31 protein-coding genes are annotated in these 25,927 nt (G+C 67.2%); 20 read left to right on the top strand and 11 right to left on the bottom strand.

The genetic code is table 11. The features are described 5' to 3' along the window. Both KBY95_RS11690 and KBY95_RS11685 read left to right on the top strand, forming a co-directional pair. On the top strand, positions 1-543 hold a 543-nt coding region (locus KBY95_RS11690; RefSeq protein ID WP_254965174.1), incomplete at its 5' end, for a glycogen/starch/alpha-glucan phosphorylase. Positions 544-588: 45 nt separating this feature from the next. Next, positions 589-1,002: a Crp/Fnr family transcriptional regulator gene (locus tag KBY95_RS11685; RefSeq protein ID WP_254965172.1), complete on the top strand. Its 414-nt coding sequence runs from the start codon at positions 589-591 to the stop codon at positions 1,000-1,002. Here the strand turns inward: KBY95_RS11685 and KBY95_RS11680 are convergent. After that, positions 980-2,212 carry an FAD/NAD(P)-binding oxidoreductase gene (locus KBY95_RS11680; protein WP_254965171.1) on the bottom strand — a complete coding sequence of 411 codons (1,233 nt, stop codon included), beginning with the start codon at positions 2,210-2,212 and terminating at the stop codon, positions 980-982. The two genes, KBY95_RS11685 and KBY95_RS11680, sit on opposite strands and share 23 nt — an antisense overlap. Positions 2,213-2,493: 281 nt before the next feature. Here KBY95_RS11680 and KBY95_RS11675 point away from each other — a divergent pair, with 281 nt between their 5' ends. After that, complete coding sequence (locus tag KBY95_RS11675; protein ID WP_254965170.1) at positions 2,494-3,450, top strand: cation diffusion facilitator family transporter; 957 nt, start codon at positions 2,494-2,496, stop codon at positions 3,448-3,450. On the opposite strand, the gene cysW is transcribed toward KBY95_RS11675, so the two are convergent. Then, positions 3,383-4,288 carry a sulfate ABC transporter permease subunit CysW gene (gene cysW, locus KBY95_RS11670; protein ID WP_254965169.1) on the bottom strand — a complete coding sequence of 302 codons (906 nt, stop codon included), beginning with the start codon at positions 4,286-4,288 and terminating at the stop codon, positions 3,383-3,385. The two genes, KBY95_RS11675 and cysW, sit on opposite strands and share 68 nt — an antisense overlap. Before the next feature lie 36 nt (positions 4,289-4,324). Continuing rightward, positions 4,325-5,176: a sulfate ABC transporter permease subunit CysT gene (gene cysT, locus KBY95_RS11665; protein ID WP_254965168.1), complete on the bottom strand. Its 852-nt coding sequence runs from the start codon at positions 5,174-5,176 to the stop codon at positions 4,325-4,327. A gap of 107 nt (positions 5,177-5,283) precedes the next feature. Here cysT and KBY95_RS11660 point away from each other — a divergent pair, with 107 nt between their 5' ends. Continuing rightward, positions 5,284-6,306, top strand: a complete 1,023-nt coding sequence (locus KBY95_RS11660) for a sulfate/molybdate ABC transporter ATP-binding protein (RefSeq protein WP_254965167.1) — start codon at positions 5,284-5,286, stop codon at positions 6,304-6,306. Here the strand turns inward: KBY95_RS11660 and KBY95_RS11655 are convergent. The 4 genes from KBY95_RS11655 to KBY95_RS11640 form a co-directional block, all read right to left on the bottom strand. Then, positions 6,294-6,485 carry a hypothetical protein gene (locus tag KBY95_RS11655; protein WP_254965166.1) on the bottom strand — a complete coding sequence of 64 codons (192 nt, stop codon included), beginning with the start codon at positions 6,483-6,485 and terminating at the stop codon, positions 6,294-6,296. The two genes, KBY95_RS11660 and KBY95_RS11655, sit on opposite strands and share 13 nt — an antisense overlap. A 69-nt stretch (positions 6,486-6,554) precedes the next feature. Next, entirely contained in the window at positions 6,555-6,662 is a 108-nt protein-coding gene (locus KBY95_RS11650; RefSeq protein ID WP_254965180.1) for a helix-turn-helix domain-containing protein, read from the bottom strand. Positions 6,663-6,674: 12 nt separating this feature from the next. After that, positions 6,675-7,106 carry a Crp/Fnr family transcriptional regulator gene (locus KBY95_RS11645; RefSeq protein ID WP_254965164.1) on the bottom strand — a complete coding sequence of 144 codons (432 nt, stop codon included), beginning with the start codon at positions 7,104-7,106 and terminating at the stop codon, positions 6,675-6,677. 179 nt (positions 7,107-7,285) lie between these two features. Further along, complete coding sequence (locus KBY95_RS11640) at positions 7,286-7,717, bottom strand: Rrf2 family transcriptional regulator (protein WP_254965163.1); 432 nt, start codon at positions 7,715-7,717, stop codon at positions 7,286-7,288. Positions 7,718-7,861: 144 nt separating this feature from the next. Here KBY95_RS11640 and KBY95_RS11635 point away from each other — a divergent pair, with 144 nt between their 5' ends. The 4 genes from KBY95_RS11635 (at position 7,862) to chrA (ending at position 12,948) form a co-directional block, all read left to right on the top strand. After that, positions 7,862-8,956: a sulfate ABC transporter substrate-binding protein gene (locus KBY95_RS11635; RefSeq protein WP_315858916.1), complete on the top strand. Its 1,095-nt coding sequence runs from the start codon at positions 7,862-7,864 to the stop codon at positions 8,954-8,956. Positions 8,957-9,071: 115 nt separating this feature from the next. Next, positions 9,072-10,127 (top strand): sulfate ABC transporter substrate-binding protein, encoded by a 1,056-nt coding sequence (locus KBY95_RS11630; RefSeq protein WP_254965162.1) that lies wholly within the window; start codon positions 9,072-9,074, stop codon positions 10,125-10,127. Between the two features lie 40 nt (positions 10,128-10,167). Beyond that, positions 10,168-10,971 (top strand): class II glutamine amidotransferase, encoded by an 804-nt coding sequence (locus KBY95_RS11625; RefSeq protein ID WP_254965161.1) that lies wholly within the window; start codon positions 10,168-10,170, stop codon positions 10,969-10,971. Between the two features lie 648 nt (positions 10,972-11,619). After that, a complete protein-coding gene (chrA, locus tag KBY95_RS11620; protein WP_254965160.1) occupies positions 11,620-12,948 on the top strand; it encodes a chromate efflux transporter in 1,329 nt (442 codons plus the stop codon). Positions 12,949-12,971: 23 nt separating this feature from the next. Here the strand turns inward: chrA and KBY95_RS11615 are convergent, their stop codons facing one another. The 3 genes from KBY95_RS11615 to KBY95_RS11605 form a co-directional block, all read right to left on the bottom strand. Next, a complete protein-coding gene (locus KBY95_RS11615; RefSeq protein WP_254965159.1) occupies positions 12,972-13,259 on the bottom strand; it encodes a hypothetical protein in 288 nt (95 codons plus the stop codon). 90 nt (positions 13,260-13,349) lie between these two features. Then, positions 13,350-14,159 (bottom strand): glycosyltransferase family 25 protein, encoded by an 810-nt coding sequence (locus KBY95_RS11610; protein WP_254965158.1) that lies wholly within the window; start codon positions 14,157-14,159, stop codon positions 13,350-13,352. Positions 14,160-14,162: 3 nt separating this feature from the next. Further along, complete coding sequence (locus KBY95_RS11605; RefSeq protein WP_254965157.1) at positions 14,163-15,641, bottom strand: FAD-linked oxidase C-terminal domain-containing protein; 1,479 nt, start codon at positions 15,639-15,641, stop codon at positions 14,163-14,165. A gap of 123 nt (positions 15,642-15,764) precedes the next feature. On the opposite strand from KBY95_RS11605, the gene hemL reads away from it, so the two are divergent. From hemL to KBY95_RS11545, 12 genes are all read left to right on the top strand, one after another. After that, a complete protein-coding gene (gene hemL / locus KBY95_RS11600; protein ID WP_254965156.1) occupies positions 15,765-17,093 on the top strand; it encodes a glutamate-1-semialdehyde 2,1-aminomutase in 1,329 nt (442 codons plus the stop codon). Further along, on the top strand, positions 17,090-18,289 hold the full coding sequence (locus tag KBY95_RS11595) for an ABC transporter substrate-binding protein (protein WP_254965155.1): 1,200 nt from the start codon (positions 17,090-17,092) through the stop codon (positions 18,287-18,289). Before hemL ends, KBY95_RS11595 begins: the two co-directional genes overlap by 4 nt. A gap of 7 nt (positions 18,290-18,296) precedes the next feature. Next, positions 18,297-19,226 carry a branched-chain amino acid ABC transporter permease gene (locus KBY95_RS11590; protein WP_254965154.1) on the top strand — a complete coding sequence of 310 codons (930 nt, stop codon included), beginning with the start codon at positions 18,297-18,299 and terminating at the stop codon, positions 19,224-19,226. Between the two features lie 4 nt (positions 19,227-19,230). Continuing rightward, positions 19,231-20,121 carry a branched-chain amino acid ABC transporter permease gene (locus tag KBY95_RS11585; RefSeq protein ID WP_254965153.1) on the top strand — a complete coding sequence of 297 codons (891 nt, stop codon included), beginning with the start codon at positions 19,231-19,233 and terminating at the stop codon, positions 20,119-20,121. After that, positions 20,118-20,951, top strand: coding sequence for an ABC transporter ATP-binding protein (locus tag KBY95_RS11580; protein ID WP_254965152.1), 834 nt, complete (start codon positions 20,118-20,120; stop codon positions 20,949-20,951). The genes KBY95_RS11585 and KBY95_RS11580 overlap by 4 nt, the downstream gene beginning before the upstream one ends. Continuing rightward, positions 20,948-21,667, top strand: coding sequence for an ABC transporter ATP-binding protein (locus tag KBY95_RS11575; protein ID WP_254965151.1), 720 nt, complete (start codon positions 20,948-20,950; stop codon positions 21,665-21,667). Before KBY95_RS11580 ends, KBY95_RS11575 begins: the two co-directional genes overlap by 4 nt. After that, the gene (locus KBY95_RS11570; RefSeq protein WP_254965150.1) at positions 21,667-22,548 is read left to right on the top strand and encodes an ion transporter; all 882 of its coding nucleotides are present in this window, start codon (positions 21,667-21,669) and stop codon (positions 22,546-22,548) included. The genes KBY95_RS11575 and KBY95_RS11570 overlap by 1 nt, the downstream gene beginning before the upstream one ends. Before the next feature lie 376 nt (positions 22,549-22,924). Further along, on the top strand, positions 22,925-23,242 hold the full coding sequence (locus KBY95_RS11565) for a hypothetical protein (RefSeq protein ID WP_254965149.1): 318 nt from the start codon (positions 22,925-22,927) through the stop codon (positions 23,240-23,242). A 29-nt stretch (positions 23,243-23,271) separates the two neighbouring features. Further along, on the top strand, positions 23,272-23,592 hold the full coding sequence (locus KBY95_RS11560; protein ID WP_254965148.1) for a hypothetical protein: 321 nt from the start codon (positions 23,272-23,274) through the stop codon (positions 23,590-23,592). 32 nt (positions 23,593-23,624) lie between these two features. Beyond that, the gene (locus KBY95_RS11555) at positions 23,625-23,936 is read left to right on the top strand and encodes a hypothetical protein (protein WP_254965147.1); all 312 of its coding nucleotides are present in this window, start codon (positions 23,625-23,627) and stop codon (positions 23,934-23,936) included. A gap of 83 nt (positions 23,937-24,019) precedes the next feature. Beyond that, positions 24,020-24,310, top strand: coding sequence for a hypothetical protein (locus tag KBY95_RS11550; RefSeq protein WP_254965146.1), 291 nt, complete (start codon positions 24,020-24,022; stop codon positions 24,308-24,310). Positions 24,311-24,342: 32 nt separating this feature from the next. Then, a complete protein-coding gene (locus KBY95_RS11545) occupies positions 24,343-25,059 on the top strand; it encodes a 3'-5' exonuclease (protein WP_254965145.1) in 717 nt (238 codons plus the stop codon). Here KBY95_RS11545 and KBY95_RS11540 read toward each other — a convergent pair. Beyond that, on the bottom strand, positions 25,056-25,901 hold the full coding sequence (locus KBY95_RS11540) for a metal ABC transporter permease (protein WP_254965144.1): 846 nt from the start codon (positions 25,899-25,901) through the stop codon (positions 25,056-25,058). The two genes, KBY95_RS11545 and KBY95_RS11540, sit on opposite strands and share 4 nt — an antisense overlap. Positions 25,902-25,927 lie beyond the last annotated feature (26 nt).

The following is a 25,927-nucleotide window of genomic DNA, read 5'->3' as shown; positions in this document are numbered from 1 at the left end:
GACCTCTCCGAGCAGATCTCCACCGCCGGCCTGGAAGCCTCCGGCACCGGCAACATGAAATTCATGATGAACGGTGCCCTCACCATCGGCACCCTCGATGGCGCCAACGTCGAGATCCGCGAGCAGGCCGGCGCCGACAACTTCTTCCTCTTTGGCCGCAGCGCCGAAGAGATCGCCCAGTTGCGCGGCCATTACAGGCCCTGGGAGTGGCTCGGGAACGATCCGGTGCTGGCCGAGGTGTTCGACCTGATCGGGCAGGGGCACTTCAGCCAGGGGGACACGGAACGGTTCCGCCCCCTGACGGACCAGCTGCGGGGGGCCGATCCCTTCTTCGTCCTGGCCGACTTCAGCGACTACCTCCGGGCCCAGGACGCCATCAACGCCACCTGGGCCGACCGCAGCCGCTGGAATCTGATGGCCCTGCTGAACACCGCCCGCAGCGGCTTCTTCTCCTCCGACCGCGCCATCGGTGAGTACGCGGAGAGGATCTGGGACGTGAAGCCCTCTCCAGTGGCCATGACAGGAGGCCCAGGTCCCAACTGATCCTTAACCGTCGTTCTGCAAGGTGGTCGGATCCAGGACTCTTCCATGACCTCCCCCTCCCCAGGCGCCCTGACCACCATGCGGCTCCTGGCCCAGGAGCAGAACCTGCGGACGATCGCGGCTGGGGAGGTGATCTTCCGCACCGGCGATGTGGGCGCGTCGGTTTTCGGCATCGTCGATGGGGAGGTCGCGATCGACTGGGGCCACGACCACGATGGCGAAATCCTCGGCCCTGGCAGCAGCTTCGGGGTGGGGGCGCTGGTGGACAACCAGCATCGACGCGTTGGTACCGCCACGGCCGTGCGCGACACGCAATTGCTGGAGATGAACCGGGAGGAGTTCCTGTTCGCCCTTCAGGAGCTGCCGATGTTCGCCCTGGAGATGCTCTTCAGCCTGGAAAATCGCCTTGGCCACCTGAAGCAGTCCGGCAGCGACCTCAGCCAGCCACCCCAGGCATGAAACGCCGCTCGTGGGAATACCCCTTGAGCATGCGGTTCCAGTAGATCCAGGGCAGCACGTCCTTCTTCACCACCCACATGCTCCAGCGCTCCTGGGTGGGGTCGAGGGGGAAGGAGGGAACAGGTTGGCCGTCGTAGTTGAACTCGGCCATGATCACGCGCCCGTAGCCGGTGATCAGCGGGCAGCAGGCGTAGCCGTCGTAGCGGGCGGCCAGGGGCTGGCCATCGAGGTGGGCCAGCAGGTTGGCCACCAGCACCGGGGCCTGGCCCCGCACCGCCGCGGCGGTCTTGGAGTTGGGCAGCGAGGAGACGTCGCCGAGGGAGAAGACGTTGGGATGGCGCACGTGCTGGGTGGTGAATTTGTCCACGTCCACCCAGCCGCCCGGCCCGGCCACCGCCAGGGGGCTGGTGGCCACCACATCCGGGGCCGCCATCGGCGGGGTGACGTGCAGCATGCCGAAGGGCAGCACTTCTTCACGCACCGTGTCCCCGTCCTTGACAGCGAACACCGCCTCCTTGCTGGCGGCGCGGACCTCCTGGAGGGTGTGCAGATAGCGGGGCTCGATGCCGCGGCGGGCCACCACCTGGCGCAGGGGTTCGGCGAAGGTGGGAATGCCGAAGATCCCCGGGGTAGCGGTGGCGAAGATCACGTTGGTCGCCGCGGCCACCGCCGGCGAACGCTTGAAAACGTCGTCGGCCAGGTACATGATCTTCTGGGGCGCCCCGGCGCACTTGATCGGCGTGTCGGGGAAGGTGAAGATCGCGTTGCCGCCGGAGAAGGCCTGGATCGTCTTCCAGGTGTAATCAACCAGATCCTTGGAATAGTTGCTGGTGACGCCGCCTGAGCCGAGGGCCTCCGGCAGACCCTTGATCCGGTCCCAGCAGAGCTTGATGCCGGTGGCCACCACCAGCACGTCGTAGTGGAGCGTTTCCCCGTCCGTGCTGGCCACGGTGCCGGCCACCGGATCGAAACCGGCGGCGGCGGCGCGGATCCAGCGCACCCCCTCGGGAATCAGATCAGCCTCGGAGCGGCGCGTCTGCTCGAGGGTGAAGACCCCACCGCCGACCAGGGTCCAGCCCGGTTGGTAGTAGTGGTCGGGGGAGGGCTCCAGGATGGCGATCTCCAGGCCAGGCCGCGCCCGCTTGAGCTGGCTAGCCACGGTGAGGCCCGCGGCCCCTCCGCCAACGATCAGGATCTGGTGATGAGCCATGGAACGGAGATCAGACGCGAAGGGCCCAGCAGCGGCGAGGGGAATCGTTACGGTCCTGTTCCTTCGAGGCACCGAAGCACCAACAGGCTGAAGGGGACCACAAGCGGTGCTGGGAGATGGTTCTGAAGGTACGCCACAACGATGACGCCAGCCTGCTGGAGGTGCTCAACGTCAAGCAATTGTTCCATCCTTTCGAGGAACGGGTGCTGGCCCGGCTGCTGGGTTGATTCCCACTTCAACAGCTGACGTCCCCAGGGCGGCAACGTTGCTAAGACGCCTGCATGACGAGCCATTCCCACTCCCCGCACGAACACCAGCGGGGCGCACCCAGGGCCTTCTTCTGGGGGGTGGTGCTCAACAGCGCCCTCTCAGGGCTGCAGTTGGCGATCGGCATCGGCTTCGGCTCCCTGGCCCTGATCGGTGATGCCATTCACAACCTCGGTGACGTGGCCGGACTGCTGTTCGGCTGGGGGGCCGAGCGGCTCAGCTCCCGTCCGGCCACGGCCCGCTTCACCTACGGCTTCGGCCGCAGCACCCAGCTGGCGTCGCTGATGAACGCGGCCCTGATCCTGATGGCAGCCGGGGTGGTGATCGTGGAAGGCGTGCAACGGCTGATCGATCCGGTGCCGGTGGTGAGCGGCCCGGTGGCCTGGGCGGCGGCGGCCGGGATCGTGGTGAATCTGCTCTCGGCCCGCCTGTTCGGCAGCGGCCACCACCACGATCTCAACCGGCGGGCTGCGGTGGTGCACCTGCTCACCGATGCCGCCGTCTCAGCCGCAGTTCTTGTCAGCGCCGTGCTGGTGGGGCTGCTGGGCTGGATGTGGCTGGATGCCGCCACCGCCATCGGCGTGGGGCTGGCCGTGGCCTGGAGCGGCTGGGAGCTGCTGGGTGAGGCCCTCAGTGCCACCCTCGACGCCGTGCCCCGGGACATCAACCTGGCCGCGGTGGAAGCGGCCCTGCGCAGCCTGCCCGGTGTGGAGAACGTGCACCATCTGCATGTCTGGGGCATGAGCACCTCCCGCACTGCGCTCACGGCCCACCTGGGCCGCGCCACCGCTGGCGGAGGTGATGGGGAGCTGCTGCAGCTGGCCCAGGAACGGCTGGCCGACCTGGGCATCACCCACAGCACGATCCAGATCGAACCGCCCGGGGGCTGCTCGGAAGAGCGGATCAGCCGTCCAGAGGGTTCCGGCTCGCCTTCCTGTCCTGCTCCAGGACCTGCTCCACCAGGATCTTGAGCAGCAACGACACGATTGCCACACCTCCCAGCACCATCGCCGCGCCGAAGGCCAGTTCGGTCTGGTAGTTCTTGTAAGCGTCCTCCACGAACAGCGGCAGGGTCTGGGTCTGGCCCTCGATGTTGCCGCTGACCACAGCCACAGCCCCGAATTCCCCCAGGGCCCGGGCCGTGGTGAGGATCAGGCCATAGAGGGCCGCCCAGCGCACCGAGGGGAGCGTCACCTTCCAGAACACCTCCCAGCTCGTGGCCCCCAGGGTGCGGGCCGCCTCCTCCTGCTCCCAGCCCTCCTCCTCCAGCAAAGGGATCACTTCCCTGGCCATGAAGGGGAAGGTGACGATGATCGTGGCCAGCACGATGCCTGGCCAGGAGAAGATGATGCGCCAGCCCAAGCTCTCCACCACACGGCCCAGCAACCCCTGAGTGGGGCTGTAGAGCAGTACCAGCATCAGGCCCACCACCACCGGCGAGATCGAGAAGGGCAGGTCGATGACGCTGAGCAGCAACGCCTTGCCGCGAAACTCACGGCGGGCGATGGCCGTGGCGGCAGCCAGCCCGAAGATGACGTTGCAGGGCACGGCCACGGCGGTGGCGAACAGGGTGAGCCTCAGGGCCGAGAGCAGTTCTGGGGAACGGAAGTTCTCCAGGAAGGGGCCCACCCCCTTGGCGAAGGCCGAGACCACCACACTCAGGGCAGGCAGCAGGATCACCACCCCCACATAGAGGCAGGCGATCAGGGGAATCAGGATCCCGGGCAGGTCGAGGCCCTGGCGGCGCGATCGCCTGGCTGGAGCGGGAGTGGGCCTGGGGCTCTCCAGGCTGGGAACGACGATCGTCATGGTGAAGACATCAATGGAAGGAAGACAGAAGATCCATCAGGCCGCATCGCCCTGGTAGCGCTGGCCCCACACCTGCAGCAGGTTGATCACCAGCAAGCTGAACAGGGAGAAGATCAACATCACCGAACCGATCACGGTGGCGGCCTCGAAGTCGTACTCCTCGAGTTTCTGGATGATCAGGGTGGGGGTGATCAGGTCACGGAAAGGCACGTTGCTGGAGATCATCACCACCGAGCCGTATTCCCCCACCGCCCGGCTGTAGCCCTGGGCCACCCCGCCGAGGATCGCCGGCATCAGCTGGGGCAGCACCACCCGCACGGTGGTCTGCAGGGGCGTGGCCCCCAGGCACCAGGAGGCTTCCTCCTGCTCCTTTTCCAGGGATCGCAGCACCGGCTCCACCGTGCGTACCACGAAGGGCAGCGAAATGAACACCATCGCCACCGTCACGCCCGGAGCGGCGAAGGCCACCTTGAAGCCGAAGGCCTCGTTCAGCGGTTGCCCCAGCCAGCCATTGGTGCTGTACACGGCCGTGAGCGCCAGACCGGCCACGGCGGTGGGCAGGGCGAAGGGCAGATCGATCAGGGCATCCAGCAGGCGCTGGCCTGGGAAGCTGCTGCGCACCAGGGCCCAGGCCACCACCAGCCCGAAGACGCCGTTGATCAGGCTGGCCACCAGGGCGAGGCCGAAGCTGACCCTGTAAGTGGCGAGGGCCTCCGGGGTGGTGGCCATCTCCCAGAAGCCGACGGGCCCGACACGGGCGGCCTTGAGCAGCATGGCCCCCAGGGGCAGAAACAGGATCAGGCCCAGGTAGGTCCAGGTGAGGCGCCAGGGCCAGCTGGGCAGGCTGAGGGCAGGCGGGCGCCAGCGGCGCAGGAGGGCGGGGGTCATCAAGGCGCCGGATCGGCGGGGAGGCGCTGACCGTATCACCCCAAAGGACGGTTTGACGGTGCGTTTAGCGGTATATTCGGCTCTCCACCGCCACCCAGGCCGTTCCGATGGGCATTCGCGTCGCCAACGTCAGCAAGAGCTTCGGCGATTTCCGCGCCGTGGACGACGTCAGCGTCGACGTGGAAAGCGGCTCCCTGGTGGCCTTGCTGGGGCCGTCCGGGTCGGGCAAGAGCACCCTGCTGCGCCTGATCGCCGGGCTGGAGGAGGCCGATACGGGCCGCATCTGGATCACTGGCGAAGAGGCCACCCAGCGGTCGGTGCAGGAGCGTCAGGTGGGCTTCGTGTTCCAGCATTTCGCCCTGTTCAAGCACCGCAATGTGCGCCGCAATGTGGCCTTCGGCCTCGAACTGCGCCGCTGGAAGCCCGAGGCGATCCGGCGCCGGGTGGACGAGCTGCTCGACCTCGTGCACCTGCGGGGTTATGGCAGCCGCTTCCCCTCCCAGCTGTCCGGCGGCCAGCGCCAGCGGGTGGCCCTGGCCCGGGCCCTGGCGGTGCAGCCCCGGGTGCTGCTGCTCGATGAGCCCTTCAGCGCCCTCGATGCCAAGGTGCGCAAGGAACTGCGCGCCTGGCTGCGCAACCTCCACGACGAGATGCACGTCACCACCGTGATCGTGACCCACGACCAGGAGGAGGCCATGGAGGTGGCCGATCGGATCGTGGTGATGAACGAAGGGCGGGTGGAGCAGATCGGCTCCCCGGCCGAGATCTACGACCATCCCACCTCCCCCTTCGTGATGAGCTTCGTGGGGGCCGTCAACGAGCTGCCCAGCGGCGCCCTTCCCGTGCACCGTGGCGCCGTGCCGCCGCTGCCGACGGAGGGGCGGATCTTCGTGCGCCCCCACCACGTGCAGGTTCATGCCACCCCCCAGCCGGGCACCGTGCCGGCACGCCTGCGTCGCCTCACCCACATGGGTCGCGACCTGCAGGCGGAACTGGTGCTCGATACCGAAGAAGTGGTGGTGGCCCAGTTCCCCCGCGAAGAAGTCGACTACGCCAACCTGAAACCTGGCGACCGACTGCATGTGATCAGTCGCCAGGCCCACGCCTTCCAGCCGGACTACTCGATCTGAGATGCGGCGGCGCGGCGGCGGGGAGGTTCGGAATGAACCTCCGCCAGGCGGGCATCGGCGAGGTACTGGGCCACGGCCAGGGGATCCTGGTGGCGCAGCAGCTCGCCGTTGCGGAAGACGAGGGTGAAGCGTTGGGGCTGGGGCTCATTGAGCCTGGAGCGGAAGTACTGGGCGGCCATGGATGTCGTGGGGTGGATGGGGTCAGCAGGAGTGGCAGGCCCCCCGCAGGGGAAGGCCCGCAGGAGCGCTCAGGTGATGCTGACCATCAGGTCGGTGTCACTCACCTGATTCAGCAAGCCGAGGCGCTTGAAATGGTTGAGGGTCTTGGTGACCGTCACCCGGGTGAGGCCGCAGATCTCCGCCAGGGCCTAGTGGGTGAGGTTCATGTCGCGAAGCGAGAGCCTGTAGCCCCGGCTGCTGACCTGTCCGAAGCGGATGCCGATCCAGCTCAGCAGCCTCAGCAGCCGTGAGTCAGCACCACGGACACGGTTGATCTCGAACAGCTCCTCGGTGTTCCGGATCTGGTGATGCAGAAAGGCCAGGATCTCGGCCTCGCTGGGATGGGCCTGCTCCACCACGACGGTGGACAGGCACTGGATCTCCACCGGCCGCAGCGCTGAGTAGGCATTGGTCACCCAGTCGCCGGGACCCCAGAGGCCCAGGGTGAAGGAGTCCCCTTCCTCGTCGTGGGAGACGGTGCGGATGTAGCCGTCCTGGATTCGCCAGTGCAGCCCATCGGGCAGCACGTCATTGGGCAGGAGCGTGAGGCGGAGAACCTGGGGTGTTCGTGAGGTGGTCATGGCCGCAGGAAAGAAGGGATGGGGTCGGGGTCATCTGGGCAGAGCGAACGGCCAGCGATCGGCTGGCAACAGGCATTCGCCGACAACAGCACATGGGGAGCCTGCGGGGACCCCCAAACCATACCTCACATTCCCCATCGGTAATGTGGTCTATTTAACGATCCAGAGCGGGCCCTGGTTCAGATGAAGTACATCGCCTGGGCCTGGGCCAGGTGGTCCCGCTGGTCAAGCAGGTCCTGCAGGGTGGTACCGGAGAGAATCTCGAGACGGGCCTCCTCCAACCGCTGCTCCAGCCGGCTGAGTACCTCGAATTCGGGCGTGGCGCTCTCGCCACCGGAGCGGGGGGCAACGTCCCCCTCCAGGCAGCTGACGATGGCATCGACGCGGATCTCTGCCGGCGGCCGGGCCAGCTGGTAGCCGCCCTTCGGGCCACGGATGCTGCGCAGGATCTGACCCCGCCGCAGGCTGGCCAGCATCTGCTCCAGGTAGCGATCGGGGATGCCCTGGCGTTGGGCGATCTCCGCCACCTGCAGCACCCCGCCGCGGGAATGGATGGCGGCCAGCTCCATGAGCGAGACGAGGCCGTAGCCGGTTTTCGCACTGAAGGCCAAGGGATTCCCCGGTTGTCGTACGGGGATTGTGACAGCCACCGACCCTGCCGAAGCCGCCTGCCAGGCCCCATGCCGCTGTAATCCGCCCTACATCGAAGCGCCGGACCGCCGGATAGCTTTCGGCGGTTCACCCATCGGATAACCGTGCTTGGTTCGTTCTCCTCGCCGGCCGCCCCAGCCACCCGCCGCCCCTGGCTTCCCGGCCTGGTGGCCGCCCCCCTGGCCGCCACTCCGCTGGCGGTCGCCCTTGCCCTGGGGGGTTCCGGCACCCTGCTGCCCCTGCAGGCCCAGGCCCAGCAACCGGCGAAAAATCAGGAACTGCTGCTGGTCTCCTACGCCGTCACCAAGGCGGCCTACGACAAGATCATCCCCCGTTTCACGGCCGACTGGAAGAAGCGAACCGGCCAGAACGTCCTCATCCGCGTCAGCTACGGCGGGTCAGGATCCCAGACCCGGGCGGTGATCGACGGCCTGGCGGCGGATGTGGTGGGCCTGGCCCTGACGGCCGACACCCTCAAGCTCCAGGAGGCGGGCCTGATCCGTCCCGGCTGGGAAAAGGAAAACCCCAACAACAGCATCATCACCAACTCGGTGGTCGCCTTCTTCGTGCGGCCCGGCAATCCCAAGAAGATCCGCAACTGGAGCGATCTCGACAACAAGAACGTTGAAGTGATCTCTGCCAATCCCAAGACCTCCGGCGGCGCCCGCTGGAACTTTCTCGGCCTGTGGGGCTCGGTGACGGAAACCGGCGGCACTGAGGCCAAAGCCCGCGCCTTCGTCACCAACGTCTACCGAAATGTGGAAACCCTGCCCAAGGATGCCCGGGAGGCGACCGACGTCTTCGTGAAGCGCAGCCAGGGTGACGTGCTGCTCAACTACGAAAACGAAGCGATCCTGGCCAGGAAGAGCGGCACCTGGAAGACCCCGTACATCGTTCCCACCACCAACATCCTGATCGAGGGGCCGATCGCCGTGGTCGACAAGAACGTGGACCGCAAGGGAACCCGCAAGGTGGCTGAAGCCTTCGCCCGCTATCTCTACACCGATTCCGCCCAGAGGGCCTTCGCCGAGGAAGGATTCAGGCCCGTCACCGCCAAGGTGAAGGGCGAGACGAGATCTCGATTCGCTCCGGTCTCGAAGCTGTTCACTGCCAGGGACTTCGGCGGCTGGGAGACCATCAACAAGCGGTTCTTCGGCAAAGGAGGTCTCTGGGATTCGATCTTCTCCAAGTCCCGCTGATCCAGGAGCTGACCCCCTGAGCGGGGGGGGGGGGGGGGGAAGCCAGGGGCACAGGAGACTGAATAGACGATCGGAAAACCGGTGTATGCTCTGCCGAATTGTCGATCAAAGAACCGTGGTTTCCCGCTTCGCTCGTTCCACCGCCCCCCTCGCCATCAGCGGTCTCCTGCTCGGGGGCCTGGCCCTGACCGGCTGCAGCCCCCGGCCCGAGGAAGGCGCCGGTGCCGGCGGCAGCAACGCTCCCCAGGAGCTGCTGCTGGTGAGCTACGCCGTGACCAAGGGGGCCTACGACCGGATCCTGCCCAAGTTCGAAGCCGACTGGAAGGCCAGAACCGGCCAGGCCATTGCCGTCAAGGCCAGCTACGGCGGCTCCGGTTCCCAGTCCCGGGCGATCATCGATGGCCTCGATGCCGACGTGGCCACCCTGGCCCTGGCCGGTGACGTGCTCAAACTTCAGGAGGAGGGCCTGGTGCAGCCGGGCTGGGAGAAGGACCTGCCGGGCGGATCGATCATCACCCACTCGGTGGTGGCCTTCGTCACGCGCGACGGCAATCCCAAAGGTGTTCGCACCTGGGCGGATCTGGCCAAGCCCAGCGTCACCGTGGTGACGGCCAATCCCAAGACCTCCGGCGGCGCCCGCTGGAACTTCCTGGGCCTCTGGGGCTCCATCAGCCAGACCGGGGGCAGCGAGGCCCAGGCGAAGTCCTACGTGAATTCGGTCTACCGCAACGTCGACAACCTGCCCAGGGACGCCCGCGAGGCCAGCGACGTGTTCCTCAAGCGCGGCCAGGGCGACGTGCTGCTGAATTACGAGAACGCAGCGATCCTGGCGACACGGACCGGTGATCTCAAAGCGCCCTTCATCGTGCCGGAGGTGAACATCCGCATCGAGGGCCCGGTGACCGTCATCGACCGCAACGTGGACCGCAAGGGCACCCGCAAGGCCGCCGAAGCTCTGGCCGCCTACCTGCAAAGCGAGCCGGCCCAGGAGATCTTCGCCGAGGAGGGCTTCCGTCCGGTCAATCCCGGCGTCTGGAGCCGGGTCAAGGGCCGCTTCGCCCCCGTGAAGCAGGTCTTCTCGGCCGGCGACTTCGGAGGCTGGAACACGATCAACGCCACCTTCTTCGCCAAGGACGGGGTCTGGGACCAGCTGTTCAGAAGCTCGCGCTGATCCGGACGGAGACAATGGGGGCGACGGTGGACCTCGGGAGATGTGTGAACTGCTGGCCCTCAGCGCCAACACCCCCACCGACATGCGCTTCTCCTTCCATGGCCTCACCCGGCGGGGAGGAGCCACCGGGTGCCATGCCGACGGTTGGGGGGTGGCCAGCTTCGACCCCGACGGCCGTGGGGTGCATCTGTACCGGGAGGACGCCCCGGCTGCCTTCTCGCCCATCGCCGCCAAAGTGGCCCGCCTGGATCTGCGCTCCCGCTGCTCGATCGCCCACATCCGCAAGGCCACCCAGGGGGTGGTGGCCCTGGAGAACTGCCACCCCTTCCACCGCCGCTGGCGCGGCCGCGAGTGGGTGTTCGCCCATAACGGCAACCTGCTGGGGGGCCTGCCGGACACGCACCTGTTTCGGCCGGAGGGATCCACCGACAGCGAAATCGCCTTCTGCTGGATCCTGGAGCAGCTGAACGCCGCCGGGGCCGATCCGGAGGACCTCGATGCCAGCTTCGCCACGCTGGTGGAGAGTTCGCGGCGACTCGCGAAGCTGGGCACATTCAACTGCCTGATCAGCAACGGCAGCTGGCTGTTCGCCCACGCCAGCAGCCGGCTGCACCGGATCACACGCCGGTCTCCCTTCGGCCGGGCCACCCTCGCCGATGACGACCTCAGCGTCGACTTCTCCGAGCTGGCCGGCGCTGATGACGTCGTGACGATCGTCAGCACCGAACCACTCACCACGGACGAGGAATGGCTTCCATTGCAGGCGGGGGAAGCCGTGCTGCTGGTGGACGGAGAGGTGGTGCGGCACCAGCCACCGGATCCCGTCACCCCCCGAATCGCCTAGGCCAGACAGAAGACATGGCGGTAGCCGAGGTTGAGCAGCTGCTCCGCCAGCTGCACGGCTGAGGATTGAATCGCGTCCTGATGGCCGAATCCGACACAGAGCAGGGGGTGGGTTGATGGGGACCATCAGGAACCCAACAACCAGCAGCAGGGTCGGGCCGAGGATGTTGGGCAGGGGCTGAAGCGCCGGGGCATGGACCACTGACGATGGAGTCGAATCAACTGACATGAGCATGGATGGCCACAGGGTGTGAAAAGACTTTGGGTGCGGATCAACGCCCGAAGAACCAGCCGCAAGCCAGACACACCATCGCCAGGACGATGAACAACTGGGGCGAAAAGCCGATCCCATAACCGATGACAACACCACCAAGAATCACGACCCAGGCCCGCCAATTCGTCCAGGGACTGAAGAAGGTACGGTCACTGGATTCCCCTGATGGCTCCGATAACTCATCGATCCGGGGTTGGCGTCGCATCGGCTTCAGGCTGGCGAGACAGACACCAGAACTGAGCGAATCTTGCTTCCACTTTGGTCGGCAAGGTGTAAGTGAAAGCACATCAGATTCCCAGGCCCGATGATGGACTCCGTGAGCTGGCTTCGACAACCGCCAGGCTGATTAAGGTGTGCACCTGGAATGGCTGAACGATGACGCAGGATCCTTTCAGCCTCGCCAGCGCCGCCCGCTTCTGGCTGCGGCTGGGGCTGGTCAGCTTCGGTGGGCCGGCCGGTCAGATCGGGCTGCTGCACGCCGAGCTAGTGGAGCGCCGGCGCTGGCTGTCGGAGCGGCGCTTTCTGCACGCGCTCAACTACTGCATGCTGCTGCCGGGGCCGGAAGCCACCCAGCTGGCCACCTATCTCGGCTGGCTGATGCACGGCCTGGGCGGCGCCCTGATCGCCGGGGGCCTGTTCCTGCTGCCCTCGGTGCTGGTGCTGCTGAGCCTCTCGGCGATCTATGCCCTCTGGGGCCAGCTTCCGGTGCTGGTGGCGGTGTTCTGGGCGCTCAAACCGGCCGTGCTGGGGATCGTGCTCCAGGCGACCTGGCGGCTGGGGCGGCGCACGCTCCACAACCCCGCCCTGGTGCTGATCGCGGCGGCGGCCTGTCTGGCCCTGAGTGTGGCTCGGGTGCCCTACCCGGCCCTGATCCTCGCCACGGCCCTGGTGGGCTGGATCGGTGGCCGGCTGCGACCAGCCCTGTTCCAGGCCCCGTCGCGGGCTGTAGCCAGCGCCACTCCGAATGCCACGCCAGGGGCCACTCCCCCTGGCGCCGCCCTGCACGGCGATGACACGCCCACGCCCGCCCATGCCCGCTTCCACTGGCGCCGCTTCGGCCTCACCCTGCTGGGGGGCGGGGTGGCCCTCGGCCTGCCCCTGGCCCTGCTGAGCCTGGCGGGCGGCTGGAACGGCCAGCTCGCCACCATGGCCCGGTTCTTCACCAAGGTGGCCCTGATCAGCTTCGGGGGCGCCTACGCCGTGCTCCCCTACGTGGCCCAGGGGGCGGTGGAGAGCTTCGGCTGGCTGGAGGCCGGCCAGATGGTGGACGGCCTGGCCCTCGGGGAGACCACACCTGGGCCATTGATCATGGTGGTGGCCTTCGTGGGCTTCATGGGGGGCTGGAACGGCAGCGGCACCCTTTCGGCCGGCGTGGTGGCCGCCCTGGTGGTGGTGTGGTTCACCTTCCTGCCGTCGTTCCTGTTCATCCTGGCCGGCGGTCCCCTGGTCGAGGCGAGCCGCGAGGACCTGCGCGTCGGCGCACCCCTCACCGCCATCACCGCCGCCGTGGTGGGGGTGATCCTGAGCCTGGCGCTCTACCTGGCCGGGCCTGCCCTGGCCCCAGCCGGAACTCTCGATGGCGGCGCCGTGGCGGTGCTGCTGGCGGCTGTGGCGCTGCTGGGACGGGGCCTCGGGGCCCTGCCCGTGATCGGCATCGCCACCGTGGTGGGCCTGGGGCGCTGGTGGCTCACGGCTGCTGGCTGAGGGCTGCCAGCCGAGGGGGCCGCTCAGGGGATCATCCCGCAGACGATCAACTTGTTCATCACCGGGCCGGCGATCTGATCGATGAAGGTCTGGCGCATCTGGGGATCGTCATTGAGCATGTCGAGCACCCGCTGTTCCTGCGACCCACGCCGCTCACTGCGGGCGGCCCAGAGTTGGTCACAGGTGGATTTCTGGTAGCGCTCCACCACCCTTTTGGCCACCAGGTTGACAACCGGGGACTGGGCATGGGCTGGGGCGGCCGCCCCGATCAGGAGGCCAAGAGCCAGGGTAGCGGGGAGGGGGCGAGGCATAGGGATGGGACGGCGGCACGGTGCGTCGATGGACTCTGCCGCAAGGCCGTTCACTGAACGGCTGCTGCGCCTGGGTCCATCCGTCAAGGCTCAGCGCTGAATGATGTCCGAGCCGTAATCCTCGTCTTGAAACACCAGCCCCGAATTTCGCCTGATCCAGTGAATCGTCCTGCCTCTCTCTTTGGTGTGGGGAAACAGACGCCTGCTGTTCCAGGCATACCAAGCCAATGGGAAACAGCTGATGCGCGGATGCCCCCTCATGCCGTCGTAATACATGAAATCGATCGCGTAGGGATGGGCCTGGCTCCCGATCCACTCGGTCAGTTCCATGCAGGCTTTGCGTGTCAAGGTATAGGCATGGGTGCAGAACAACGGCAAGCGCACCACATCGTGCATCCAGGCAACGGGCCCATGGATGGCAGGAAAGCGAGGGATCTTCCGTTGGCACTTACCCAGAACCCGCGCCAACGAGAGCCGGGGAAGATAGTCGAAATCGAGCTGGGACCCCATGAAAAGCACGTTCCAGTCCCGGGGGGTGGCGGCATGGAAGCGCTCGGCGTAACTTCGCCAGAAGGAGGGGAAAACGATATCGTCCTCGAAGATATGCACCAGCTCATGGCCTGCTTCGATGGCATGTTTCATCAATCTGAAGTGGGACAAGAAGCATCCCTGGGAACCTGGTCGAATCAGAAAGTCATCAACATCGGCCAGCGCCTTGAACCCATGACTCGCGAACAGAGCCGCTAGATCCGCCGTGGTTCCATCCACCGCCGGCCACCGTCTGACATTGCAGAATCCCGCTTCCTGAAGACGCTGAATCGTTGGCTCCAGCCGCTGGGGGCGGGAGGCCAGATTGATGACATAGGCGGGACTGGAGAGAAACGTCTGCCAGCTGGACATGGCTCAGTAGACGTCCATCGGCTCGCGGCAGGCCTCCTCCAGCCGAACCGTCTGCAACGCAACCTGGCGCCGCGCCGATTCGCCGCAGCTGCGCGGCGTGGGGAAGATCTTGCCGGGGTTGGCCAGACCCGCCGGATCGAAGGCCTCCCGCACCAGACGCATGGTGGCCAGGTCGTCGGGGGCGAACATCCAGTCGAGGTAGCAGCGCTTGTCGCTGCCCACCCCGTGCTCGCCGGTGATGCTGCCGCCGGCCTCGATGCAGAGGCGCAGGATGTCGGCACCGAGGGCCTGCACCCGGTCGATCACGCCGGGTTCGTCGGCCCGGTAGAGGATCAGGGGGTGGAGATTGCCATCACCGGCATGGAACACGTTGGCCACCGGTAGCGCGTAGCGGCGGCTGAGCTCCTCGATCGCCGCCAGCACGGAGGGCAGGGCACTGCGGGGCACCACGCCGTCCTGCACGTAATAGGTGGGGGTGATCCGGCCAACGGCGGCAAAGGCGGACTTGCGGCCCTTCCACAGCAGGGCCCGGTCGGCCTCGCTGGAGGCGCGCCGGATCGTGCGGGCGCCGGCCTGGCGGCACAGCTCACCGGCGATCTCCACGGCCGCCGACACCTCCCGCTCCTGCCCATCCAGTTCGATCAGCAGCACCGCCGCCGCATCCCGGGGGTATTCGTCGTGGCCGAACAGATCGTCGACGGCGTTGATGGTGACGTTGTCCATGATCTCCATCCCCGCCGGCAGCACCCCGGCGGCGGTGACCAGGCGCACCGCCTCACCGGCGGCCTCCATGGCGGTGAAATCGGCCAGCAGCACCGCCACGCCCTGGGGGGCCCGCAGCAGCCGCAGGGTGATCGCAGTGGCGATGCCGAGGGTGCCCTCGCTGCCGATGAACACCCCGCGCAGATCCAGCTCGGGGGTTTCGGCCAGGCCGCTGCCCAGGGTGGTGACTGTGCCATCGGGCAGCACCACCTCCATCTCCAGCACGTGGTTGCTGGTGACGCCGTACTTGAGGCAGTGCACCCCACCGGAGTTCTCAGCCACGTTGCCGCCGATGCTGCACACCACCTGGCTGGAGGGGTCAGGGGCGTAATAGAAGCCGTCGCCGGCCACCGCCCGGGTGACCCAGCCATTGATCACCCCGGGCTGCACGGTGATGCGCCGGTTGGCGAGATCCACCTCCAGGATCGAGCGCATGCGGGTGGTGGCGATCACCAGCGCCCCGTTCTCGGCCAGGGCACCACCGGAGAGACCGGTGCCGCTGCCCCTCGCCACGAAGGGCACCCCCAAGCGGTGGCAGAGCCGCAGGACCGCGGCCACCTGCTCGGTGGTCTCCGGCAGCACCACCAGCGACGGCTGGGCCCGGTGCAGGGTGAGCCCGTCGCAGTCGTAGGCCAGCAGTTCCTGGGGCGCCGCCACCACCGCCCGTGCCGGCAGCAGGGCGCGGCAGTGGCGCTCCATCGCGGCCCAGTCGATCGTCACACAGGGGCTCCGTTGGGACGGGGAAGGGGGGGCATTGCTTCCGAACTTACTGAGGCCAGACACCCCGGCACCCTTCTGGGTCAGGATGGGAAACGAATGCGTCCACCCTCCGCGGATCCCGCCTTGAGTTCGGCCACCCCTTCAGCGCCCACCTCGGCCCCTGCTCTCCTCACCACCCGCTCCGAGGAGATCTTCGCCGCCGCCCAGACCCTCATGCCCGGCGGCGTCAACTCGCCGGTGCGCGCCTTCAAGTCGGTGGGCGGCCAGCCGATCGTGTTCGACCGCGTGAAGGGCGCCTACGCCTGGGATGTGGACGGCAACCGCTACATCGATTACGTCGGCAGCTGGGGGCCCGCCATCTGCGGCCACAGCCACCCGGAAGTGATCGCCGCCCTTCACGAGGCCCTGGAGAAGGGCACCAGCTTCGGTGCCCCCTGCGTGCTCGAGAACGAGCTGGCCGAGCTGGTGATCGCCGCCGTGCCGTCGGTGGAGATGGTGCGCTTTGTGAATTCCGGCACCGAGGCCTGCATGGCGGTGCTGCGGCTGATGCGCGCCTTCACCGGCCGCGAGAAGGTGATCAAGTTCGAGGGCTGCTACCACGGTCACGCGGACATGTTCCTGGTCAAGGCGGGCTCCGGGGTGGCCACCCTTGGCCTGCCCGATTCCCCCGGGGTGCCGCGGGCGGTCACGGCCGGCACCCTCACCGCTCCCTACAACTGTCTGGAATCGGTCAAAGAGCTGTTCGCCAACAACCCCGGTGAGATCTCCGGGGTGATCCTCGAGCCGGTGGTGGGCAACGCGGGCTTCATCACCCCCGAGCCCGGCTTCCTCGAAGGCCTGCGTGAGCTCACCACGGAGAACGGCGCCCTGCTGGTGTTCGACGAAGTCATGACAGGCTTCCGCATCAGCTACGGCGGTGCCCAGGCCCGCTTCGGCGTCACCCCGGACCTCACCACCATGGGCAAGGTGATCGGCGGCGGCCTGCCGGTGGGGGCCTACGGCGGTCGGGCCGACATCATGGCCATGGTGGCGCCGGCAGGGCCGATGTATCAGGCCGGCACCCTGAGCGGCAACCCCTTGGCCATGACCGCCGGCATCAAGACCCTGCAGCTGCTGAAGCAACCCGGCACCTACGAGCGGCTGGAGACGATCACCCGCCGGCTCAGCGACGGCATCCGCGCCGCCGCCGCCGAGGCGGGTGTGCCCTGCTGTGGCAGCAGCATCAGCGCCATGTTCGGCTTCTTCCTCTGCGAGGGGCCGGTGCACAACTTTGAGCAGGCCAAGGCCGCCGATACGGCCCGCTTCGGTCGGCTGCACCGCGGCATGCTCGAGCGTGGTGTCTATCTGGCACCAAGCGCTTTTGAGGCCGGCTTCACCTCCCTGGCCCACAGCGACGCCGACATCGACGCGACCATCGCCGCCTTCCGCGACGTCTTCCTCTCGCTGGCGTGAGCGTCGGCGGTCTGCAGCGGGTCGGCACGGGGCTGCTGACCCTGACCCTGCTGCTCGCGGGCTGTGCCTCCGATCCCGGCGACCAGCCCGTTGCTCTGGCGGGCGGAGTGCCGGTGGGAGCGGTGCTGGCCCTTACCGGCAACGCCAACGTTTACGGCCAGGACCAGAAGGTTGGCCTGGAACTGGCCCTCCAGCAGCGCAACACCAGTGGCGGCATCAACGGCCGCCCCCTGACGCTGGCCCTGGAGGACAGCGGCAGCGACGAACCGGGGGCCAATGCGGCCTTCACCCTGCAGATCAACCGGGGCGTGCTGGCGCTCGTCGGCCCCACCCTCTCCCAGCAGGCCTTCTCCGCCGACCCCATCGCCCAGCGCCGCGGTGTCCCCGTGGTGGCCCCCTCCAACACCGCCGACGGCATCCCCGAGATCGGTTTCTTCATCAGCCGGGTCTCCGCCTCCAGTGCGGTGATCGCGCCGATGGCCATCGCGCAGGCCCTGAAGATGCAGCCGGGGCTGAAGCGGGCGGCTGTGTTCTATGCCCAGGACGACGCTTACAGCACCGCCGAAACCACCATCTTCCAGGCCTCCCTCAAGGAGAAGGGCCTCGAACCGGTGACGGTGCAGCGCACCCAGCTCAACGACCAGGACTTCCAGAACCAGATCAGCGCGGCCCTGCGGGAAAAACCCGATCTGATCGTGGTGTCGCTGCAGGCGGTGGATGGGGGCAACCTGATCCGCCAGCTGCGGGAGCTGGGGTATCGGGGCCTGATCGTGGCCGGCAACGGCATGAACACCCCCAACATCTATCCGATCTGCCAGAAGTACTGCGACGGGCTGCTGATCGCCCAGGCCTACAGCCCCGAGCTGGACACCCCCGCCAATGCGGCCTTCCTGAAGGCCTTCAAGGCGGCCAAAGGCGGCGCCATCCCGCCCCAGCTCACCGCCCAGGCCTACACGGCCCTGCAGGTGATCGGCGAGGCCCTGGTGCGCCTCGACAAACGCCAGCCCCTGGCCGGCGCCCCCCTGGCGGCGGCCCGCAAGCAGCTGATGCAGGAGATCCTGGCCGGCACCTATGCCACCCCCCTGGGCGAGATCCGTTTCACCCCCGAGGGTGAAGTGATCCAGAGCCAGTTCTCCGTGGCCCAGGTGCGCATGGATCCCGGCGGGCGCTCCGGACGCTTCGCCCTGTTGAAGTGATCGCCGGGTGGACCTGATCCAGATCCTGGTCAACGGTCTGTCGGTGGGGGCGGTGTACGGGCTGTTCGCCCTGGGCTACACCCTGGTGTTCTCGGTGCTCGGGGTGATCAACTTCGCCCACGGGGCCGTGTTCACCCTCGGGGCCTACTTCACGTATCTGCTGATCGGCGGCGCGATAGGGGCCAATGGTCTGATGGCTGGATTCCAGTTGCCATTCGCCCTGCCGTTCTGGGGCGCCCTGCCCCTGGCGGGGCTGGGGGCGGCGCTGGTGGCCCTGCTGGTGGAGCGGGTGGCCTTCCGCCCGTTGCGTCGCCGCCGGGCCGATCCGCTGCTGGCCCTGATCACCAGCCTGGGGGCCGGCGTGATCCTGGTGAACCTGATCCAGCTGCTGGTGGGGGCGGAGAGCTACGCCATCCCCACCAGCGTCCTCGGCGGCCTGCCGGCCTCCTTCCCCCTGCTGGGCGCCCGGGTGCGCACGGTGCAGGCCCTGCTGCTGGGGGTCGCCGTGCTGCTGCTGGCCCTGCTCAGCCTCTGGCTGGAGGGCAGCCGCAACGGCAGGGGGCTGCAGGCGGTGGCCGAGGACCCCGAAACCGCCCAGCTGCTGGGCATCGACAGCACGGCGATGGTGCGGCTGGCCTTCGGGCTCAGCGGCTTCCTGGCCGGGGTGGCCGGCGGGCTGGTGGGGCTGAGCGTCAGCATCGCCGGCCCCTACTTCGGCATCGGCTACGGCCTCAAGGGGCTGGCGGTGCTGGTGCTGGGGGGGCTGGGCAGCGTGCCGGGGGCGGTGCTGGGCGGGCTGATCGTCGGCCTGGCGGAAGCCTTCGTGCCGGCCGACTGGTCGGGTTACAAGGATGCGGTGAGCTATGGCTTTCTGTTCCTGGTGCTGCTGCTGCGGCCCCGGGGGCTGCTGGGCCGGCCCCTGCCCACCAAGGTGTGAGGCCATGGACGCCGCCCTGCTCGAACAGATGCTGCTCGGCGCCCTGCTGGCGCTCTCGGTCTACCTGCCCCTGCGCTGCGGCCAGCTGTCGCTGGCCACCCCCGGCTTCTATGCGGTGGGGGGCTATGTGGCGGCCCTGCTCTCCACCCGCGTTGCCGCCTTCGCCGGCAGCGGTGCCACCTCACCGCTGTGGGCCCTGGTGGCGGAGATGGTGCTGGGGGGGATCCTGGCGGGACTGATCGCCCTGGCGATCGGCGGCCCGGTGCTGCAGCTGCGGGGCATCTACCTGGCCATCGCCACCATCGCTCTTGTGGAGATCCTGCGGGTGCTCAACCTCAACCTGCCCTTCACCGGCGGCGCCATGGGCATCTTCGCCATCCCCCAGCCCTTCGAGCAGGCCGACGGCTACGTGCTGTTCACCCTGGTTCTGCTGGCCCTGGCCTGCTGGCTGTGTCAGCGGCTGGAGGTCCTGCGGCTGGGGCGGGCGATGGCCGCCATCCGCGACGACGAACTGGCGGCCGCCAGCGTGGGCATCGACACGCCGCGCACCAAGCTGATCGCTTTCGTGGCCAGTGCCGTGCTCGCCGGCGTCACCGGGGCACTGGCGGCCCATTTCCTCAACGCCTGGAACGCCCGGGCCGGCAGCTTCGACGCCAGCATCACCACCCTGGCCTTCGTGGTGTTCGGCGGTTCGCGGTACTGGCTGGGGCCGGTGCTGGGGGGCCTGGTGCTCACCGCCCTGCCGGAGCTGCTGCGGCCCGTGGGGGACCTGCGCCTGATCCTGTTCGGCTCCGTCATCCTGCTCGGACCGCTGTTCTTTCCCCAGGGACTGGTGACGGCAGAGCGGCTGCGGGGGCTGGGCGCCCTGCTGGGCCGAGCGCCGCAGGCCCCATGAGCGCCAGCTCCGATGGCATCGCCGCGGCCGCAGCTCCCCTGTTGCAGGTGGAGGGGATCAGCTGCCGCTTCGGCGGCCTGCTGGCCCTCGATCGGGTGAGCCTGGAGCTGGTGGAGGGGGAGATCTTCGGCCTGATCGGGCCCAACGGCGCCGGCAAGACCACCCTGTTCAACGTGATCTCCGGCCTCACCACCGCCAGCAGCGGCCGCTGCCTGTGGCGGGGTGTGCCCACCGCGGGGCTGGGGGCCTGCCGCCTCAACCGGCTTGGCATCGCCCGCACCTTCCAGAACCTGCGCCTGTTCGAGAGCCTCTCGGTGCGCGAGAACGTACTGGTGGGTCTGCACCACGCCGCCCGCGCCCCCCTGCTGGGGGCGCTGCTGGGCCATGGGGCCTTTCGCCGCCACCAGGGGCGGCTGGAGGCCCGGGCGATGGAACTGCTGGCGCTGCTGGAGCTCGAAGCCCTGGCCGAGCAGCGGGCCGGGGATCTGCCCTATGGCGACCGCCGCCGGCTGGAGATCGCCCGGGCCCTGGCGACGGCGCCACGGCTGCTGCTGCTGGATGAACCCGCCGCCGGCATGAACCCGGCCGAGAAGGACGACCTGCGGCAGCTGATCGGCCGGATCCGCGACCACTACTCCCTGACGGTGCTGATCATCGAGCACCACGTGCCGCTGATGATGCGCCTCTGCGATCGGCTGGCGGTGCTCAACTTCGGCAGACGGATCGCCCTCGGCAGCCCCGCCGAGGTGCGCCGCGACCCGCTCGTGATCGAGGCCTACCTGGGCGGCTCGGGCGGCGGCCAGGGAAGCGCCGCCGGAGAGGGGCGATGACGCCGCTGCTGGAGCTGCGCCGACTCACCGTGCGCTATGGACCCCTCACCGCCCTGCGCGGCCTCGATCTGCAGCTGCAGGAAGGCGAGCTGGTGACCCTGCTCGGGGCCAACGGCGCCGGCAAGAGCACCACCTTGCGGGCCATCTCCCGGCTGGTGGGCGCCGCCGCCGGCCAGGTGCTGTGGCGCGGCGTCGACCTGGCGGGAGTGCCCACCCACCGCACGGTGCGACTCGGCATCGGCCACTGCCCGGAGGGGCGGCGGGTGCTGGCCCGCCAGACCGTGGCCACCAACCTGGAGCTGGGCGCCTGGCTGCGGCGCGATCGGGCCGGCATCGCCGCCGACCTGGAGCGCTGCTACAGCCTGTTTCCGCGTCTGGCGGAACGGCGCCGCCAGCTGGCCGGCCATCTGTCGGGGGGCGAGCAGCAGATGCTGGCGATCGCCCGGGCCCTGATGGGCCGGCCCAGCCTGCTGCTGCTGGATGAGCCCAGCCTGGGGCTGGCGCCGAAGCTCGTGGCCGAGGTGATGGCCGCTTTGGCGGCGCTGCACCGCGAAGGACTGTCGATGCTGCTGGTGGAGCAGAACGCCACCGCCGCCCTGGAGATCGCCGACCGCGGCGTGGTGCTGGAGGCTGGCAGCATCAGCCTGGAAGGCCGCGCTGAGTCCCTGCTGGCTGATGCGGGGCTGCGGGCCTCGTACCTGGGGGACAGCAGCTGATGCCACCGGTCCAACTGATCGCCATCATCCTGGGCGGCCTGCTGCTGCTGGCCTTGCTGATCCGCCGAACGGTCGGGAAGGTGTTTCTCTACCGCATGATCTTCGAAACCGACACTCCCGCCGGCAAGACGTTCGACGTGGTGCTGCTGATCGCGATTGTGCTGAGTGTGGGGGCCGTGGTGATCGAAAGTGATCCGGTGCTGCGGTTGGCCTGGAGCCGCCAGTTCCAGTTGCTGGAGTGGGGATTCACGCTGCTGTTCACGCTCGAATACCTGCTGCGACTGCTGTGCGTGAGATCGCCGCTGCTCTATGCCCGCAGCTTCTTTGGCGTGGTGGATCTGCTCTCGATCGTGCCCAGCTTCCTGGGCCTGCTGGTCAGTGGCGCCCAGGTGTTCCTGGTGGTGCGGATGCTGCGGGTGATGCGCGTCTTTCGTGTGTTGAAGCTTGGCGAATACCTGAGGGAATCCAATCTTCTCTGGGAGGCGATCGTGGCGGGTCGGCGCAAGATCTCGGTGTTCCTGCTGGCGATGATCACCCTGGTCACAGTGATCGGTTCATTGATGTACGTGATCGAGGGCCCGGAACGGGGCTTCCGCAGCATCCCCGTGGGGATCTACTGGGCGATCGTCACCATCACCACCGTGGGCTATGGCGACGTGACGCCGCAGACCACCCTGGGCCGTTTCCTGGCCTCGGTGGTGATGTTGCTGGGCTACAGCATCATCGCCGTCCCCACGGGCATCATCAGTGCCGAGATCGGCCAAGCCAGCGTCCGCCAGCACGAGGAGAGCCTGAAGACGGAAGTGGTATGCCAGAAGTGCCTGAGGACAGGGCACGATCAGGATGCTCGTCACTGCAAGTTCTGTGGGGAGGGACTATGAACTGTTGCGTCCCTTGGCTCCAGCCACGAGGCTTGTCGGTGAGGGGCCAGCCCTCTGTTAGAAACAGAGTGTTTCCGAAGCTCGTCAGAATCGTATTATTGGAGGCTGCAGCTACGCAAACGATATCCCAAGATCTTGGGTCTTATCCTCCGAATCACATCGGTACAATCCTTTCGCTCGATTTATGCCCCATCCCGTCAATCCTTTCTCAGCCTGGTACAAACGCAGAGCGCGACGTCGCCAGGCACGCAAGGCGAGCTCAGCCAGAAAGAGCCCTGTCAAGAGGCCAAGCAGTCTCCGTACGCCTCGTGGCAACCGAAGTCGTCAAGTCGGCCAACATTCAACAATACTCAAGCGGGGAGTTCTCGTTCTTGGCTTGATCCTGTTCGGCAGCCTGGGTCTGCTTGCCAGTTCTACTTTCTTCAATCCCCCATCACCAGCAAAGGCGGGTAAGGAGAAGCTTACAGAGCAACGGACCCTTTGTGAGGATCTTTTGAAGGAGAAACTTCTGTTTCCAGAAAGTCACATCATGACCAGCGGCTTTTCTGAGACTGATGATGATGGGGCACAGCGCACCATCCGCTGGACGTTTTCAAGCCTTCAGAAGAACGGAGAAATTGGCAAAGGATCGGCCATCTGCAAAGCCAATAACCATCTTCAGATAGCGAACATTGATGTCAAGCGAATCGATTAGCCATGGTCCATCGATGGCGCATCCAGGCCATGGCCTGGGTTCCAGCACTGAGGACGGGAGCGGCAACAGCCAAGACGCTCAAGGCAACCCCAGCCACAAACCACCGCCAACGTGCTGCGATGGATCAGAAATGTGCGCTTCCCTTACATTTCAACGGCAAAGACAACAAAAGAAGTCACATTGAACAGGCATTGGCCACAGACTTAGTGCATTCTGATACCGTGCCGATAGAGGGCAAAGGCATGTGGCCAACCCAAGCCCTCAGCAGAAGATGGTCAACTGTCGTGATAGACAGCGCCAAGAAGTCCAGGTGCGATGTGCAGGGCAAAGCCAACACCGACAACTCCTGAAAGAGCCACTCAGAGTTGCGGTGCCAGACGCCATGGCCATGCCCACGGCCATGGGCCTTCTGATGCCGGTCCTGCCGCTGCCTTCCAGTGCAGCGCCACTGGAAGGCACATTCAATGGCTTGATTGATACCATCGATCTGTCCAAGTTTTTCGCCCCTGGCACGGTCCTGGGCGGCTGCAGTGGAGCCACGCACTTTCGGCAGCCACAGGAGATCAGCTGGGACTTCCCAATCCTGTCCTGGGAACGGGCCTGGGGCCAAATGTTGTCTGGCCGTCAGGAAGTGCTGCCCAGTTCAACGCCAGCGCCCTTCCTTTCGATGGGTTTGTGTGGGATCCGGTCCTGAACAGATCCTTTGCCAGAGGGGGAGTCTGGACCAGCTTCACCGGCACGTCCACGTCCAGCACCACGTGGCTGGCCAAGGAAGTGGTGGCGCCGCGGCCCTGGCCCATCCTGCCGCTCAACAACGGCACCTTCATTGGTGTGTTCGCGGATCAGGCCGGCCTCGAGGGCAGCCTCAACTTCAGAAACTCCGGGGCCAACGACCTCAACGTCGCCTTGAACGTGGAACTGGAAACCTTCGATCAGTTCTCCCTTTACGCCGGGGGGGGTTCTTTCAGGAGCAACGTCAATGAGCTCAGCTACGGCGGCGGTGTGCGCTGGCGCTTCGGCGGTGCCCCCCGAGCGGCTGCCACCCCGTCGATCCGCGGCCTCTGGTAAGCAGGGAGGAGCCAACGCCAGCCGTCAGACCCATGGATGAGCCAAGCCTTGGCGCTGCACTCAGGGCGGTGGGCTGGGCGGAGCAGGACGTCCGTCGCTATGAGCAACTGTCGGCGTACCGCAGCCGCTGGGGTGCCGCGAATCTGGACCGCGACGAGCGGCGCTTTCTGCGCAGCGCCGAAGCCGCCCTGCCCCGGCGGCAACCATCGCCCGCGCCCGTGATCGGCCCTGCCCTGGGGAACGTTCCACAGGGTTGCTTCGTGGCTCTGGATTTCGAGACGGCCGATCAGGGCCGGGACAGCGCCTGCTCGATTGCCTTGGTTCGGGTGGAGAAGGGAAGGATCGTGCAGCGCGAGCACCACTTGATTCGCCCGCCGCGGCGGACCTTCCAGTTCACCTCCATCCACGGCATCAGCTGGTTGCAGGTGTCCAATGCACCCACGTTTGGCGAACTCTGGCCGCAGCTGGCGGCTTGCCTGGAGGGGGCGCACTTCATCGCCGCCCACAACGCCAGTTTTGATGCCGGCGTGATGCGGGCCTGCTGCGAGCAGGCCGGCCTGCGGCCTCCCAGCCAACCCTTTGTCTGCACGGTCCAGGTGGCCAGGCGGGTCTGGAACCTTCGGCCCACCAAGTTGCCGGATGTGTGCCGCCATCTGGGTCTGCCGCTCCAGCATCACGACGCCCTCTCCGACGCCGAAGCCTGCGCCAATATCGTGCTGGCGGCGGGCCAGGACGCGACGGCCGGCTAGGCCAGGGCCGATCGGCCCCGCTGCCGCCGCCACAAGCTCACGCCCAGGGCCAACAGGAATCCAAAGAACTGCACGATCACCACGCAGGGGCCCGAGGGCAGGTTGGTGAGGCCCGAGCCGAGCAGTCCCAGCACGGCGCAACTGCCACCGATCAGCGAAGAGAGCACCAGATAGGACCCGAAGTGGCGACTGACCAGCCGCGAGGCACAGGCGGGAATCACCACGAAGGCGCTGATCAGCAGCACCCCCACCGCCTTGATTGACACGGCCACCACCACCGCGAGCAGCAGGATGAAGGCGATGCGATGCCATTGATTGCCGACACCAAAGGCCCCGGCCAGATCGGCATGCAGGGTGACGAGCACCTGGGCCCGCAGGCTCACCAGCAGGTAGGCCACCGCCACCAGCAACAGCACGGCGATCAGGCCGAGATCCAGCCAGGAGATGCCCAGGATGTCGCCGAACAGCAGCTGCTGGATGCCGCCCCGGTAGGTGGTGACCAGGCTGAGGGCCACCACGGCAAAGGCCAGGGACGTGGAATAGACGATGTTCAGCAGCGCGTCGGCCGGCAGCTGGCTGCGCTCCACCAGCAGATTCACCAGCAGGGCGAAGACCACCGCGAAGGGGATCAGCACCAGGATCGGGTTGAGACCCAGCAGGATGCCCAGGCTGAGGCCCAGCAGCGCGGAATGGCCCAGGGCATCACTGAAGAACGACAGCTGGCGCAGCACCGCGAAACTGCCCAGCAGCCCACCCAGCGTCCCTGTCAGCAGCCCCCCCACCAGGGCGCGCTGCATGAAGGGTTGGCCGATCACCGTGCCCAGCGGGGAGAACTCCGTCATCCGATCCGCAGACCCTTGAGCTCCAG

The sequence above is a fragment of the Cyanobium sp. Aljojuca 7A6 genome, from assembly GCF_024346455.1.
Classification (GTDB): Bacteria; Cyanobacteriota; Cyanobacteriia; order PCC-6307; family Cyanobiaceae; genus Cyanobium.
This window is presented reverse-complemented; position numbering and strand designations above follow the sequence as displayed.